Annotated in this window: 11 protein-coding genes; 7 read left to right on the forward strand and 4 right to left on the reverse strand. The window is 47.2% G+C overall.

Annotated features, from left to right (window positions below; genetic code table 11):
- Positions 1–75: 75 nt before the first annotated feature.
- From IC229_RS08345 to IC229_RS08375, 7 genes are all read left to right on the forward strand, one after another.
- On the forward strand, positions 76–3,360 hold the full coding sequence (locus IC229_RS08345; RefSeq protein ID WP_190886497.1) for a SusC/RagA family TonB-linked outer membrane protein: 3,285 nt from the start codon (positions 76–78) through the stop codon (positions 3,358–3,360).
- Between the two features lie 88 nt (positions 3,361–3,448).
- Positions 3,449–5,185: a RagB/SusD family nutrient uptake outer membrane protein gene (locus IC229_RS08350; protein ID WP_190886498.1), complete on the forward strand. Its 1,737-nt coding sequence runs from the start codon at positions 3,449–3,451 to the stop codon at positions 5,183–5,185.
- 113 nt (positions 5,186–5,298) lie between these two features.
- Positions 5,299–5,556 carry a hypothetical protein gene (locus IC229_RS08355; protein ID WP_190886499.1) on the forward strand — a complete coding sequence of 86 codons (258 nt, stop codon included), beginning with the start codon at positions 5,299–5,301 and terminating at the stop codon, positions 5,554–5,556.
- A 90-nt stretch (positions 5,557–5,646) separates the two neighbouring features.
- Positions 5,647–6,852 carry an AGE family epimerase/isomerase gene (locus IC229_RS08360; RefSeq protein ID WP_190886500.1) on the forward strand — a complete coding sequence of 402 codons (1,206 nt, stop codon included), beginning with the start codon at positions 5,647–5,649 and terminating at the stop codon, positions 6,850–6,852.
- Between the two features lie 143 nt (positions 6,853–6,995).
- Positions 6,996–9,431 carry an endonuclease MutS2 gene (locus tag IC229_RS08365; protein WP_190886501.1) on the forward strand — a complete coding sequence of 812 codons (2,436 nt, stop codon included), beginning with the start codon at positions 6,996–6,998 and terminating at the stop codon, positions 9,429–9,431.
- 277 nt (positions 9,432–9,708) lie between these two features.
- Positions 9,709–10,371, forward strand: a complete 663-nt coding sequence (locus IC229_RS08370) for an HAD family hydrolase (protein WP_190886502.1) — start codon at positions 9,709–9,711, stop codon at positions 10,369–10,371.
- 93 nt (positions 10,372–10,464) lie between these two features.
- A complete protein-coding gene (locus tag IC229_RS08375; RefSeq protein WP_190886503.1) occupies positions 10,465–11,253 on the forward strand; it encodes a peptidase associated/transthyretin-like domain-containing protein in 789 nt (262 codons plus the stop codon).
- A 342-nt stretch (positions 11,254–11,595) separates the two neighbouring features.
- On the opposite strand, the gene IC229_RS08380 is transcribed toward IC229_RS08375, so the two are convergent.
- The 4 genes from IC229_RS08380 to IC229_RS08395 all read right to left on the reverse strand — a co-directional run bounded on the left by IC229_RS08380 (position 11,596) and on the right by IC229_RS08395 (position 15,913).
- On the reverse strand, positions 11,596–12,354 hold the full coding sequence (locus IC229_RS08380) for a LytR/AlgR family response regulator transcription factor (protein ID WP_190886504.1): 759 nt from the start codon (positions 12,352–12,354) through the stop codon (positions 11,596–11,598).
- 8 nt (positions 12,355–12,362) lie between these two features.
- Positions 12,363–14,129: a histidine kinase dimerization/phosphoacceptor domain -containing protein gene (locus IC229_RS08385; RefSeq protein WP_190886505.1), complete on the reverse strand. Its 1,767-nt coding sequence runs from the start codon at positions 14,127–14,129 to the stop codon at positions 12,363–12,365.
- Between the two features lie 213 nt (positions 14,130–14,342).
- Complete coding sequence (locus tag IC229_RS08390) at positions 14,343–14,837, reverse strand: MOSC domain-containing protein (protein WP_190886506.1); 495 nt, start codon at positions 14,835–14,837, stop codon at positions 14,343–14,345.
- Between the two features lie 152 nt (positions 14,838–14,989).
- On the reverse strand, positions 14,990–15,913 hold the full coding sequence (locus IC229_RS08395) for a metallophosphoesterase family protein (RefSeq protein WP_190886507.1): 924 nt from the start codon (positions 15,911–15,913) through the stop codon (positions 14,990–14,992).
- Positions 15,914–16,019 lie beyond the last annotated feature (106 nt).

Below are 16,019 nucleotides of genomic sequence, written 5' to 3' on the forward strand. Positions count from 1 at the left end.
ATTTCCCTTTGAAATATAATTTAACTAACCTAATATTGTCCTGTTTACTCATTTTTCAAAACCAACCTAATTTTCATGAGAGCATTGTTCTACAGGTATCTGCAGACCGCTTTAATGGGTGCAGTCATACTGCTATGGAGCTTGAGCGCTTCTGCCCAAGACCGTCGAGTGACGGGTAAAATTACCAGCGATGATGGTCCTCTACCAGGTATCAACGTCGTGCTGAAGGGTACTCAAACGGGTACCGCCACTGATGCGAATGGTGATTATTCACTTAATGTTCGTGGAAATGATCCTGTTTTAGTTATTTCTGGAATCGGTTTTACAACACAGGAAGTTGCTGTTGGCAATCGTTCGGTTGTTGATGCAAAACTTGCTTCCGAATCTACAGCCCTAAGTGAAGTTGTTGTAACGGGGTATTCGACAGAGAACCGTCGGGATGTTACTGGTGCTGTTTCAACTGTGAAACCAGCACAACTCAAGGTGGTTCCATCAACGAACGTTGAACAGCAGTTACAGGGACGGGTTGCTGGTGTAACCGTTATCACAAATGGCCAGCCTGGTACCAGTAGCCAGATTCGGGTTCGGGGTTTTGGGTCATTTGGTGGTAACCAGCCCCTGTATGTTGTCGACGGTGTACCTACGCAAAATATTCAATATCTGGCTCCTGATGATATTGAAACTACTACGGTACTTAAAGACGCATCATCTGCCTCGATTTACGGGGCTCGTGCAGCTTCTGGTGTGATTGTTATCACGACAAGAAAAGGTCAGCGACGGTCTCAAAAGTTAAGTGTTAGCTACGACGGTCTGTTTGGTGCCACCGACCCAGGGAAAAGCCTACCGATTTTGACTCCACAGGAACAGGCTGACTGGACCTGGCAGGCTCGTAAGAACGACATCTATCAAGGCACCTATCCTACCAATGATTTCAAAGGTCTGGCCGGTGGTCAATACGGCGAAGGAGCAACCCCTGTTTTACCTGATTATATCTTGGTAGGCAGCAAATCGGGATTACCAGCTTCGGCTGTTAATCTGACTGCTGAGCAGGCTAACTATAACGTTAACCCAGCTAACGGTGCTATTTACAACGTAATTCCAGCTAACAAGGCTGGAACCGACTGGTATAAAGAAATCACTCGGGTTGCCCCACTGATGCGGCATAACATTGGCTTCTCGGGAGGTACTGAATCCAGTCGCTTTTACATTAGTCTGGGTATGCAACAACAGGCTGGTATTGTTGTCAACAATGACTTCTCTCGTTACACACTTCGGGCAAATACGGAGTTTGACGTTACTAAGAAGCTTCGGTTTGGCGAAAATTTCCAAATAGCTTATGTAGCTACTAAAGGTATTCTGGGTGGCGTAGGTAGCATATTAGGTAACTCAACCAATAACAACTCGTCGTCATCTTCTGACGAAAACGAGGTTCTGTCTGCGTTCCGTATGCCTCCAATCATTCCTGTTTATAATTCATTTGGAGGTTATGCAGGCACAGCAGCACCAGGTTTCAATAACCCGCGCAACCCAGTTGCTGATCGTCAGGCACGTGCAAACGATAACGCATTCACCATTATTGGTTTTGGTAATGCTTACTTAGAATATGACGTTCTTCCGTCGCTGACCTTACGCAGCAGCATTGGGGGTAACTATTTCGGTAACTATTTCAACAGTTACGGCCGGGTACAATACGAAAACTCGGAAAATAATACGACGTATACCTACAGCGAAGGTTCTGGCTATGGTTTATCCTGGACGTTTACCAACACAGCCACTTACAAACAGAAGTTTGGTGTTCATGACATCTTTGCGCTGGCAGGTATCGAAGCCCTCAACACAGGGCTTGGGCGTAGTATCAATGGTTCGGGACAGAATCCCTTCTCTACTGATCCGAACTACGTAACAATTAGCACGACAACTCCCGGAGCTACTCGTCAGGTAAATAGCGGCTATGGATTAGGTAATAAGTTCTACTCATTATTTGGCCAGGTTCGCTATACCTTCGATGATAAATACATTCTGACGGGCGTAATTCGTCAGGACGGTTCGTCGCAATTCGCTCCTAGCCAACGGTATGGGGTTTTTCCAGCTGTCTCAGCGGCCTGGCGTCTTTCATCGGAAGATTTCATGAAGAATCTGCCTTGGGTATCAGACTTAAAAGTTCGGGGCGGTTATGGTATTATGGGTAACTCCAACTTCCTGAACGCAACCAACCAGTTTAACCTGTATAGTGGTGGTGCCGGACAAGGGTATGATATCAGCGGAACGAATAACTCCATTGCTGCAGGCTTTTTCCGTAGCCAAATTGGTAACGCTGAAGCTAAATGGGAATCTAACGTAACGAGCAACATTGGTATTGATGGAGCGTTTTTCAACAACAAGTTAGAAGTCGTTCTTGATTTCTGGAGAAGAGATACCAAAGATCTGCTTTATCAGTTGGCACTTCCAGGGGTAGTAGGTGTACGTTCGGGCGCTCCGTTCAAAAACCTGGCCAGCATGCGTAACCAAGGACTCGACATCTTGGTCACCAATCGCGGAAATATCAATAGCGATTTAAGCTATGAAGTAACTGGTATTGCTAGCTTCCTAGACAATAAAATCATCTCCATTGACCCACTCGTTCCTTATTTCTATGGCGGTGGTACGCGTCTGAGCGGTAACGTAGTACGGAACGAGCCAGGTCACGATCTATCCTCTTTCTATGGTTACAAAGTAATTGGGCTGTTCAACAGCAAAGAAGAAGTAGCTGCTGCTCCAACGCAGGACGGAGCTGCTCCAGGACGTTTCCGCTATGCTGATACCGATGGTAATGGCAGAATCAATGACAGCGACCGCCAGTACCTGGGAAGCCCAATTCCGAAAGTTACGGGTAGTATCACTTTGACATTGAAGTATAAAGGTTTTGACCTGAATGCACAATTGTATGCATCCCTGGGCAACAGTATCTTTAACAACCAGCGCTGGTTTACAGATTTCTATCCGTCGTTCACGGGTGCTGCTATGGGGGCTCGGGTGAAAGATTCTTGGTTGCCAACGCATACGAACACAACTGTACCCATTTTTGAAAGTGCGTCTAACTTCAGCACCAATACACAGCCGAACTCGTACTACGTAGAAAATGGTTCATACGGTCGTATGCAGTACCTGACATTAGGCTATACGCTCCCAGCTACCTTATTAAACAAGGTCAATTTGAGCCGTTTACGTTTATCGGTTTCGGGAACAAATCTTTTCACAATTACGAAATACACGGGCTTAGATCCAGGCGTAGGCGGTTCGGCTGATACCAACTTCGGTATTGATGTTGGTAACTATCCCGTACAGCGTGGCTATAACGTTGGCTTAAGCTTCGGTTTCTAAAATCATTGTAAACCGGACGCCCGTTTATAAAACAAGGCGTCCGGTCCATAAAAATTAATATTCATTCATTTTCTAGGCTTAAAGCACTATGAAAAAACTGATTATAAAGGGCACAATGGTCACGGCTATGATGGTCATGATTACGTTTGCCTGTAAAGATAAATTTCTGGAGGTACCGGCCACAGGCCAGTTATCCAGTGCACAGCTTACTTCAAAAGCCGGGCTTGACGGGCTGTTGATTGGCGCTTATTCCCAGTTAAACGCTCGTGGTTTTTCGCAGTCGGCAAGTTCTTTTAACTGGGTTCGGGGTAGTGTTTCGGGTGGTGAAGCGAACAAAGGATCAAACTCCGGTGACTTTAACGCGCTGACGCCTTACGAAACGTATCAATTGCTGCCATCAAGCGGTGAGGTGAATGCGAAGTGGAATGCCATGTATGAAGGCATTGCACGTTGCAACTCCGTGCTACGTGCGCTTGGAGGGGCGGGCGCCGACGTAACGGCTGCTGCTAAAACACAACTTCAGGCAGAAGCCCGCTTCCTACGCGGTCATTACTATTTTGAATTAAAGCGCAATTTCAACATGGTTCCATTCATTGACGAAACCGTCGATTATGGAGCAGGCATTGAAAAGGTAACAAATGCTACGGATATATGGCCAAAAATCGAAGACGACTTCAAGTTTGCTCAAACCAGTCTACCAGAGACGCAAGGAGCAGTTGGTCGTGCTAACAAGTGGGCTGCCGCAGCGTATCTGGCTAAAGTGTACATGTATGAGAAGAAATTCGCCGAGGCAAAAGCGTTATATGACCAGATCATTCCAAATGGTGTAACAAGCAACGGACTAAAATATGCGCTGCTGGCTAGCTATTCGGATAACTTCAATGCAGCTAAAGATAACGGTTCGGAATCTGTCTTTGCGATTCAGGCCGCTGCCAACGCAGGAAGTTCAGATAACGCTAACCCCGAATTAGTTCTGAACTTCCCTTATAACACGGGTTCGAATGGACCAGCAGGTTGCTGCGGATTCTTTGCGCCTAGTTTTGATCTGGCCAACTCGTTCCGGGTAAATGCCAATGGCTTACCCCTGGTGGATGGTTCTTATAACTCTGCTGCTAATGCGTTGAAAAATGACCAGGGTATTGCATCAAGTGCTGCCTTTACGCTGGACACTGGCCCGGTAGATCCTCGTCTGGACTGGTCAGTCGGTCGTCGGGGTATTCAGTACCTAGATTGGCAGCCACACCCAGGTCTTGACTGGATTCGTGACCAGAGTTTTGCAGGCCCTTATTCACCAAAGAAATTTGTGTTCTATAAGGCACAGGATAAAGTCCTGACCGATGGTAGCTCCTGGACGGATGGTTATTCAGCTATCAACTACAACATTATCCGTTTCGCTGATGTATTACTGATGGCGGCTGAAGCTGAAGCCGAAGTAGGTACCCTGGCTAACGCGCTTAAATATGTAAACATGATTCGTACGCGGGCTGCTAATCCAGCTGGTTTCGTTCAGCAGGGCGGCAAAGCTGCAGCCAATTATGTAATTAGCAACTATGCATCGTTTGCTGACAAAACAGCCGCTCAGAATGCCATTCGGTTTGAACGCAAACTGGAATTGTCGGGCGAGGGTCACCGTTTCTACGACCTTGTTCGTTGGGGTGTAGCAGAACCTGTACTGAATGCCTTCCTTGCATACGAAAGCAAATTGCTCCCAACAGCGTATTCTGGAGGTAAGTTTACGGCTGGTAAAGACGAATATCAGCCAATCCCACAGACGCAAATTGATTATCAGGGTAAGGATGTTCTTAAGCAGAATCCTGGGTATTAATCGAGTTTTAGTATAGCCGAAAAGCCAGCTTCACTACTTGAAGCTGGCTTTTTCATTTATGAACAATCAACTACTACGTCGGTTATTAGTATACTTAACAACCAAACAACGTTATGTCTAATCACAAAACCACAAACCAGCCAGGTTCCAACGATTTGCAACCCGGCCGTGAACGGAGCCGAAATCAACAGGCAAACGATACAGGTGGCCAACGCCCAAATGGCGAACGTACCATGACAAACGCAAACAAGACCAAACAAGGTCCTGAGGACGATCACCAGAGTTCTGATAAAACCAAACACCAGCTTGAGGATGAGCGCGGTGGTCATGGACATTCCGGACACAGCAATAGCCGGAACGGAAGTAGATAGAACAAATATGTAATGACTAATGGATAATGAGTAATGTTTTGCCCGCTTGTGCTTCATTATCTATTGTACATTATCCATTAGTCATTTTGTATGGATCTCGCCCAATTTCAGGCCGAACTCCGGCAGGAACACAAAGACATTCTGGCCTACTGGCAACGCTACGCTCCCGATAAAGAACATGGCGGTTTTTACGGCCGGGTCGATTATCAGAACCAGCCTGACAATAAAGCCGATAAAGGTATCGTATTGAACGCCCGTATTTTATGGACGTTTTCGGCTGCTCTCCGACATACCCATCACGAAGAATATCGACCCACCGCCGACCAGGTGTTTCAATACATTCGTAAATATTTTATTGATCCTCTATACGGGGGTGTCTATTGGTCAGTCGATGCAACCGGACAGCCGAAATATCCTCTTAAACACCTCTATGGACAGGCGTTTGCGCTCTATGGCTTGAGCGAATACGCGCTCGCTACCCACTCTGCTCCTGCTCTTGCACTAGCCAAAGAGCAATTCCAGAACATGGTGAAGCACGCCTTTGATCCTAAAAAAGGGGGATACGTAGAAGCACTCGCCCGCGATTGGTCACCGGCTACAGACTACATTATCAGCAAGTATGATAATCAGGAAAGCAAGACCATGAACACGCACCTGCACATTCTGGAAGCTTTCACGAGTCTGTACCGCGTCTGGCCAGATAAATCGGTGGCCGAACAGATACGCGGTATGCTCGATATGTTCCTGAAGCACATCGTTGATCTCAAAACGTATCGCATGAATATGTTTCTGGATAACGACTGGAATATCCGCCGAACCGCCATTTCGTACGGCCACGACATCGAGGCTTCCTGGCTTTTGCCCGAAGCAGCCGATGCACTGGCGGCAAAAAATCCGGGCGATAAGTCGTTGCAGAAAACAGTACGTGACGTAGCGATAAAAATGGCGCGGGCAGCCACTACGGGAATTGATGCGTCGGATAATGGAATGAATTATGAATTAGAACGTAATGGTCACCTCAATCGCGAACGTTCGTGGTGGGTAATGGCCGAAGCGATGGTCGGATTCATGAATGCGTATCAGCTTACGCACGAAAAACAGTTCCTGGACAAGTCGATGCAGAGTTGGGAGTTCATCAAAAAATACCTCCTCGATCTCAAAAACGGCGAATGGTACTCCGGCGTAACCGAAGACCACAAAATACTCGGAAAAGATAAAATCAGTATGTGGAAATGCCCCTACCATAACAGTCGGGCCTGCCTCGAAATGCTGGAACGTATCGAGCATCTTCGGTAACGTATACGATTTCTCGAAGGAATGAATGCTACGTTACAGCCTCATTACGTTGCTATAACGAACCCTGCGCCCCTGCACGCTGTTACGTTAGTAGTGCCTTTGGGCGATGTAACGCCAATTAGTCAAAGGAGCAATTTAATCGAATGCTTTACCCAAATACCTTAGAAAATAAATTAGGTTTCGATACAATCCGAGAGCGACTCAAGGAAGCCTGCGTAAGTCCGCTAGGTCAGGACTACGTAGAGAAAATCCGGTTCACGGACAACGTAACACTTATCGACAAACTTCTTCGGCAAACCACTGAATTTAAACAGATTGTTCAGTACGAGCCCGATTTTCCCAACAGTAATTACATCGATGTTCGCCCGCACCTGACTCGTATACGGGTGGAGGGATTGGCGTTGACCGAAACCGAATTTTTCGACTTGAAACTGGCGTTACGTACCATTCAGGAATGTCTCCGTTTCCTCTCGCGCCAAAAAGATGGCCGCTCGGGCGATGAGGACGTAACATTTCCGTTTCTACGTGAATTGGCAGGTCCGGTGGCTGTTGACAAAAAGTTGACCGACGCGCTCGAACGTGTCATTGATGATCGGGGCAATGTTAGAGATTCTGCCTCACCTGAACTAGCCAGTATTCGCCGACGGATCATCAGCGAACAAGCCAACCTTCGGAAACGACTCGATAGTATCCTTCGACAGGCTCGGCAAAACGGCTGGATTCCCGACGATTTATCGCTGACGGTACGTGGTGGCCGTTTGGTGATACCTATTGCGGCCGAACATAAGCGTAAAATAAAAGGCTTTGTTCACGATGAGTCGCAGACAGGGCAAACGGTGTTTCTGGAACCCGCCGAAGTATTCGACGCCAACAACGAAATTCGGGAGTTGGAATACGAAGAACGGCGCGAAATTTACCGAATCCTGCTGGCTCTCACCGACCAGATTCGCCCGCATTTGGAAGATCTGAAAAAGGCCGTCAACTTTCTGGCTCAGATCGACTTCATACGGGCAAAAGCGCGTTTTGCCGTTCAGTTGGAGGCCATTATGCCTAAACTGCATGACCGGCCGTTTGTCAACTGGACCAACGCGCGGCACCCGCTGCTATTTCTTTCGTTCGCCAAACAAAACAAACTCGTAGTACCGCTCAGTGTACGGCTGGATGAGAAAGCCCGTATACTGGTTATTTCAGGGCCAAACGCAGGTGGTAAATCGGTAGCTTTGAAAACAATTGGCCTGCTGCAATATATGCTACAATGTGGCTTGCTGGTCCCGATGGACGATTATGCTGAAATGGGCGTTTTCCAGAATTTGTTTATCGACATTGGAGACGAACAATCTCTTGAAAATGACCTCAGTACGTATTCTTCGCACCTGACGGCCATGAAGCAGTTTCTGATTGGTGCCAATAAACGAACACTCTTTCTCATCGACGAATTCGGAACGGGAACGGAGCCCGGTCTGGGTGGCGCGATTGCCGAAGCGATTCTGGAAGACCTGAACAAATCGGGCGCTTATGGCGTGGTCAATACGCACTATACGAATCTGAAAATCATGGCTGATAAAACGTCGGGGCTTGTGAATGGAGCCATGCGTTTCGATGGTGAGCATCTGGAGCCGCTTTATCAGTTAGAAATCGGGCGACCGGGTTCGTCTTTTGCGTTTGAGATTGCCCAGAAAATCGGGCTACCCAAAGGCGTTATTGACAGAGCCAAAGAGAAGCTTGGTAATCAGCAGGTTAATTTCGAGAAACTTCTGAAAGAACTTGATATTGAGAAGCGTGTTTTCTCGGAGAAAAATCTGGAGATAAGCATCAATCAACGTAAGCTGGCCCAGCAGCTCGCCGAATATACCGCTTTGAAAACTCGCCTGGACAACGAGCAGAAGAAGCTCATCAACGATGCGAAACAGAAGGCGAAAACGCTGGTGCAGGAAGCCAACCAACGTATCGAAAGTACGATTCATGCCATAAAAGAGAACAAAGCCGAACGCGATACCACCAAACAGGTTCGTCAGGAATTGGAGCGTTTCACCCAAAAAGAACTCGTTCCTGAAACCCTTGCTATTGAGCCGACCAAACCCGTTGAAGAAGAGTTTGAGAAAGATGGAGGGGCCATTGGAGTAGGTAGCTACGTTCGGATTCAGGGGCAAAACGCCATCGGCGAAGTGCTGTCGCTACGTGGTAAAGATGCCGAAATCCGAATTGGTGACCTCAAATCGAACATAAAATTGAACCGGCTTGAAAAAGTCAGCAAGAAAACGTTCCGGGAGGCCACCGAAGTCCGCGACGACCGCCCTCGCAGTCAGGGGATGGACATCAACGAGAAAATGCAGAATTTCAGCTTCAACCTGGACATTCGGGGTAAGCGTGGCGAAGAAGCTCTCGGGGAAGTCGACCGATTTGTCGATGATGCTCTGGTGCTGGGTTATCCCGAAGTACGTATCGTTCACGGCAAAGGCGATGGTATTTTAAGGATGCTGATACGTAACCACTTACGCGGCTACAAACAGGTGGCTCGTATGGAAGACGAACACGCCGACCGAGGAGGTGCGGGGGTTACGATTGTGAAAATGAAATAACGAATGTTGTGCCAAGTTTCAGGTTGGCTGACGCGAAAGCAACTCTGCGTCAGCCAACCTGAAACTTGGCACAGTAAACTAACCTGAATAATGGATTAATTACCAGTATTGCTGACGCTAGAGGCTTCGACAGGCTCAGCCTGACAGTGTAATTAAAATTGCTAACTCAAGCTGGTTTGTCAGGCTGAGCCTGTCGAAGCCTCTAGCGTCAGCAATGTCACTATAAAATAGGCAGTTATATTATAGATCAATCCATTATTCACAGTAAACTACATAGATGAAAGCAGTTATTTTTGACATGGACGGGGTGATTGTTGATACCAATCCGCACCACCGGACCGCCTGGCGCGACTATTACCAACGTAACGGCAAGACGCTCGACGACAGCGATTTTGTACAATACGTATCGGGCAAACACAATAACGATATCATCGCGCACTTATTCACCGGACAGACGCTCGTCCCCGACGTAGTGGCTCGTCTTGGTCATGAAAAAGAGCAGCTTTTTCGGGAAATTTATGCACCACACGTAACACCCGTAGCGGGTTTGCCTGAATTTTTAAAATCATTAAAAGCAGCTGGTATACGTACTGCCGTCGCTACGTCGGCCCCTGTCGAAAACCTTGATTTTGTGATTGATACGTTGGGACTACGTTCGTATTTCGACGTATTGTTGAACGAAAGCATGGTAAGTCACCCCAAGCCTGACCCTGAAATTTATGAGAAAGCCATGGCTCTGCTCGGTGTTGACCCATCTGAGAGCGTCATTTTTGAAGATTCTATGACGGGTATTCAGGCGGCAAAAGCTTCTGGCGCTTTGGTGGTTGGTATGGCAACTACGCAGTCACCAGATGAACTGCGGGCGTTCGTGGATGATGTTGCTGTCGATTTCACGGATATGACACTCGAACGACTTCGAAAACTGGTTAAGGTTTTTTAACAGGTTTTGATTCACATAAACCGTATTTTTGTAAAACACGGTTGCCCAACCAGGTTTATTTAATAGTAGTTATAAAATAAACTCACACTACGTTTGCTTACGACGTGCTATAAACTCCTCTTCGTTCTTTTTCTCACCAGTTTGCTGGGGGGAGCGAACAGCGCGTGGGCGCAGGGGAAGTATATGGTTGGTACTGTGATCGACCAAACGACCAAACAAGCTGTTGACAAAGTAACGATTGTTAACCAACGTACTCGTCAGCGAGCCCGTACGAACACTACTGGCCGCTTTTTTATGACGCTTTTGCCCGGCGATTCACTGATTGTGACCAGTCAGCTTTACGCGCGCACAGGCATCCGTTATGACGGTTCGGATAACCCAACCATCGTAGCGCGTTCGTTACCGCCGATGCCCTATCGCGTTGTTGATCTGGATGAAGTGACTGTAACCGGGAAACGGTACGAAGAAGTAAAGCGGGAAATTCAGCAGCTTCTTGACGAGCCGGTGGCGTCGAAAAAAGTAACGGGCGATCAGGCGTTCGACCGATTAGCCGATGGAGCTGGTGTTACGTTACTCTACGAAATGTTTGGCAAGCGCCCTAAATCAGACCGGAAAGCCTATTACATTATTCAGCAGGACCGGCGGCATGCACTTGCGCAGGAACGGTTCCGGCTGCTGGTTGAGCAATCGACGAATTTGAAAGCTGACGAGATTGACCGATTTTATGAGTTTTGTGATCTGGATGATGATTTCCTACTCAAGTCGGAAGATTACGATCTTATAAATACCATTCAGCAACTTCGAAACCGATATCGCGATGGGTTCAACCGCCCCAGCCGGATTTCGCCCGAGCCGGAGCAATCTGCCCCGAAACAACGGTAATACGTTTTCACATCTGCCCCTCATGAAGGGGTTATTTTTTTCAGGTTAAGGCCGACTTTTTTTGTTAAGAAGAAAAAAGGCCTGGTTCATAAGAAAAGTCGCCAGTCAGGCCAAACCTGGGTTGTGCATCCTGGCAGAAGTCATCATCTTTGATAGATACACGCTTCTATCCTCATCATTTCAAGAGACTTTATTCGTTTGTCTTACTCATTAGGTCAAACGAATTAACTAATGGTGATGACTGTATCTAGTGATTTCGGATTAGGTAATTAACGTATCAACCCAATCAAAAACGACAACGTAATGCTACGTTGTCGTTTTTGATTTTCATTGTTTCAAACTTCACCGATTATCGCTCCTGGGTTTGGTACGTACTACGGTTAGTCGTTTCAGTAAATCTTTTCGATAGGTCGACGCAATTGGCAGAACCGTTTGATTATCTGTCAATAACACTTCATTGTCTTTCAAACGCCGGATAAAATCCAGGTTGACAACATGAGAACGAGAGAGCCGGCAAAAATATCCCCCCCGAAAATACGGTTCCAGTTGCCCGAGGTGCGTACTAACGGTATAAACTACTTTGTCGACCATAACCACTTTTGCATAAGCGCCATCGGCCTCCAGATACATAACGTCATCTAAATCAATCTTTTCCAGACCTTTGCCGACGGGTAGCATCAGATAGTCTGTCGTGGCTGCACCGTTTTGCACAAGCTGCTTCTTCTGAAAATCGTGGTAAGCCAACTCAACGTTGAAGAGTATCTCGCTGGCTTTGAAAGGCTTAAGTAAATAGGCAGCAGGCTGTGTAGCTTTAGCCTGTTCAAACGTAGCAGGTTCCGAATTAGCAGTCAGGTAAATGATCGGAATCGGATGGTAGGCTACTAGTTCTTTCGCAGTATCGATACCGTTACCTGTCGAACTCTCTTCCAGTTTGATATCAATAAGAGCCAGATCCGGCGGATTCGCTTTGACTGATTTCTGAGCCGCTTCAAACGTACGGGCAATAGCAGTTACAGTGTGCCCAGCTTTCTCCAGTATCAGGCGAAGGTCCATCGCCGTAATAATTTCATCTTCTACAATCAGAATCTTTAAGGAAGTCATATCTGAGTTTACACGTTAAAGTCCATGACAAACACCGTGCCTGACGTAGCATTTTCCGCAACTTCTTCAAAATGGCCAACTCCGTTTAATTGAGCCACCTGCGCCTGAATCAACGACATACCAAACGAACCTTGCGCCCCTACATTCCAATCCTCTCCCTGTAAAACGGGTACCTGAGTTTTGGCTAAACCCGGACCATTATCGGCCACTTCCAGATGAACGTTACGTCCCTTTTGGCGGCAACTGATACATAGGGTCGGAGAGTCATTGTCAGGAAAAGCGTATTTGCAGGAGTTGGTAATCAGTTCATTTAGAATCAGGCCCAACGGAATGGCTTTATCAGCTGATAAATAGATAGGTTCGATAGTCAGTTCAACGGCCACGTTCGCATACCCAAACGTTTCCAGGACACTGCTGACCAACTCCCGGACAAAGTCATTGAGATCTACTCTGGCCAGTTGTTCGCCATCATACAAACGACGATGCAGAATAGCCATAGCCTGCACACGCATCTGGCTCTCTTCAACGGCTCGGCGGGCGGTTGGGTCGGGAAGTTGCTGAGCCTGTAGATTAAGCAGGCTGGACACAATTTGCAGATTATTTTTAACCCGATGATTCTGTTCTTTAACCAGTTCCTGATTTTGCCGACTGATACGTCGATTCTTACGATAAAGCCGAAAAAAAACGACACTAATCCCAGAAGCAAGCAGAAACAGAATTATCGTTGTCCATGTAACCAGCCGTTGCAGGCGTAAATTCTGTTCATTCAGTTTGATTTCTTTATTCTGGGCACGTAGCAATGTTTCTTTCTTCTCCGTTTCGTATTCAACACTCAGCCGACTAATCGCTCCATCACGATCCGACAAAATCTGACCTCGTTCCAGAGCGTTCAGTTGGCGCAGATGTGTGTATGCTTTCGGCCATTGGCCCGTTTTTTCATAATATCGGACCAATTCATGCTCCAGCAGCATCCGAACATCGTATTCATTCAACTTTCTATCCCCATAAAACTGCTCGGCTTTTTGAAGCACCTGAATGGCAGAGTCGGGTTTATCAAACGTTAGATAAGCCGCAGCCAGATTGGCCATAGCCCGCACCCTGATGCCATCTTTATTTTTCTGGGTGAAAAAATCGAGTGCCTGTTTCAGATAAGGAATTGCCCGCTCGTCGTTTCCCCGCGTCAGGAACGTGCCGAGGTGCATAGTCGATTCGGCTATACCTGCCGTATCCTTAATTATGTAACAGAAATTCAGTTCTTTACGGTAATACGTCAGAATCGAATCGTAGAGCGTTTGCCGACGTGGCACTTGCCTGAGCCACATACCCTCGTAAATTCGACCTAACGTACCATTACTGCGAATAAGTGCTTTTTCTCGATTCTGTTTAATACGTTGTGCAATCTGTAAGGCACGCGTAGCCAGTTGGATAGCCTGTTCTGGGCGGCCAAGCACATCTTCATTTTCGCTTAGTCGGACGTACAATCGGCTTAATTCGTCTGAATCGCCCCGAGGTTCCTGAATACGTAATGATTTCAGAAAATAGCGTTGTGCGGTGTGATAATCGCCAGCGAAGGCATAGGTTTTGCCATATAAGTACCAGGCTTCGGCTAGTTGCCCCGAATCGTTTTGAGCGAGGGCCTGTTGCTCTACTCCACGTGCATTTTGTATCCGGTCAGTGCGGAGTTTTAGATAGCCCTGCTCTTGCGCTACGCCTTTGTGAGGTCCAATTAGCCATAACACAAAAAGGCAGCTTATGCACAGGGTCAAACGATACATTAGTTAACTACTTTTAATCGAGGAAGCCGGTTATCAATAACCATCAAATTTACCGAAACCAAGGGCAATTTTCATATGAAGTTTTGCATGAAAAAGATCCAGAGAATTAGTAGAACTACCCTTTTGGTAAAATAGCACTATTAAAATGGCTGGGGCTGCCCTTGGTTGGAAGAGAGTTTGAGAATAAATCGCCGTTGAAACGTAGCCTTTTAACTACGTTTGTTTTTCTACTGGCTGCACCGTAATCGTGTCCCCCACCCGAATGGTACCACTCCGAATCACTTTTGCAGTCATGCCACCATGGCCGCGCATGGCGTTGTAGCCACCAGTCCCGAGAGCCGTTTCCATTTGCGAACAGGGGTGGCACTGGCCCGTAATCAGAAGTACTACGTAGCCAACTTGAACGTGTAAATCTTTAAGCGCCAGCAGATTCAGCCCCGACACGACAATATTCCGACGTAACAAGCCCGGATCGATACGTTCGTGATTCGTTAGTGAAGCAATAGCTGGCAGGTGTTCAGCCTGAATCAGTGTTACGTGGCGATTACCACTCTGACCGCTGTAGTGATCTCCTATAAGTCCCTTCTTATCAGAAACTTCCACCGAATCGACCACCTGAACAGACGCTTTCCGGGCAGGCCGAATTCCTATCCATTCGACTCGTCCGGGGCGGGGAAATTTGTGAAAAAGGTCTTTTATATTCTGCACCGGGATTTAGCTGATTTAAGGATTCAACAGATTTTGTTTTAACGATAGAGTTATCCAATCTGTTTGCAAACTGCAAAATCCTGTCAATCCTTCAATCCGTTAAATCCTGTGGCAGACAATCATGTAAATCCCTAAATCCGTTAAATCCCGGTTCAGACGTAATTCACGTACCGATTCTCTACCGTTCCGTCATTAAATAAATCGACGACGGCGTAACCGGCTGCGGTGTGATGATACTTGCCAAACCACCAGGCACCACTTACAGCGCCGTTGCAGAAATACGATACGTTGTTGTAATCGACGCGGTCTACTAAATGAATATGGCCGCTGAGGGCGGCCTTTACGTTGGAGTAACGATGAAAAAGATTCGTGAGTCGAACGGTATCGCTGTGCATCCAGCGTGCGGGAATGTTCCAGTTTTCGTTCGCAAATCGCTGCCCGTCGAAAAAAACACAGGCCGCCAGAATCGGTACGTGCGAAACGATCAGAATGGGAATTTCAGGTGGCGTTTCTTTCAGATCAGCTTCGAGCCAGTGGTATTGTTCTTCGTCCAGATGAGCTGTGTACCAGCTTCCGTCTGCTTTCGGCTGTACGCTGTCTAAAACGATGATGTGCCAGCCATTCTGGGTGAGGCTGTAATAAGGCCGCATCATTTGCAGCTCATCCATCGCCCACTTACGTCCATCGCCAAAAGCAGTGGCCGTTTCCTGCTTACACCAGATGTCGTGATTACCCACGCAACTTAGTAATGGCAGTGCATTTTCACTACGTAGCACATCCTGATATAATCGCCATTGACGTTGTACACTATCCTTTCCACGCCCGTGCGCTTCCATAATGGCATCGCCCCCGTTGATAATCAAATCGGGTTTTTCGGCCATTGCCTGTACGTGGTGCAGACAATGCTCAAATCCCTTAGCCGCGCCAACCAGCGGCTGCATGTGAATATCAGTAAGGTGAGCGATTCGTAAAGCCCGTTTTCGGGGTGAAGGTGCAACCTGAGCAGTGACCAGATTATTAACAGAAAGAGCAGCAAGGCCCGTACCCATTCGTCTTACTACGTCTCGACGATTCATGCCTACGTTGGTTTGCGCAAAGTAAGGCTTCGCCTGTGACGTACTGATTACCCAAATTTTACGATTCTGTTAGGGAATGCTTGGGTTCTTCATCTATAGACAACGA

It is taken from the genome of Spirosoma profusum, assembly GCF_014699005.1.
In the GTDB taxonomy this organism is placed as follows: Bacteria; Bacteroidota; Bacteroidia; order Cytophagales; family Spirosomataceae; genus Spirosoma; species Spirosoma profusum.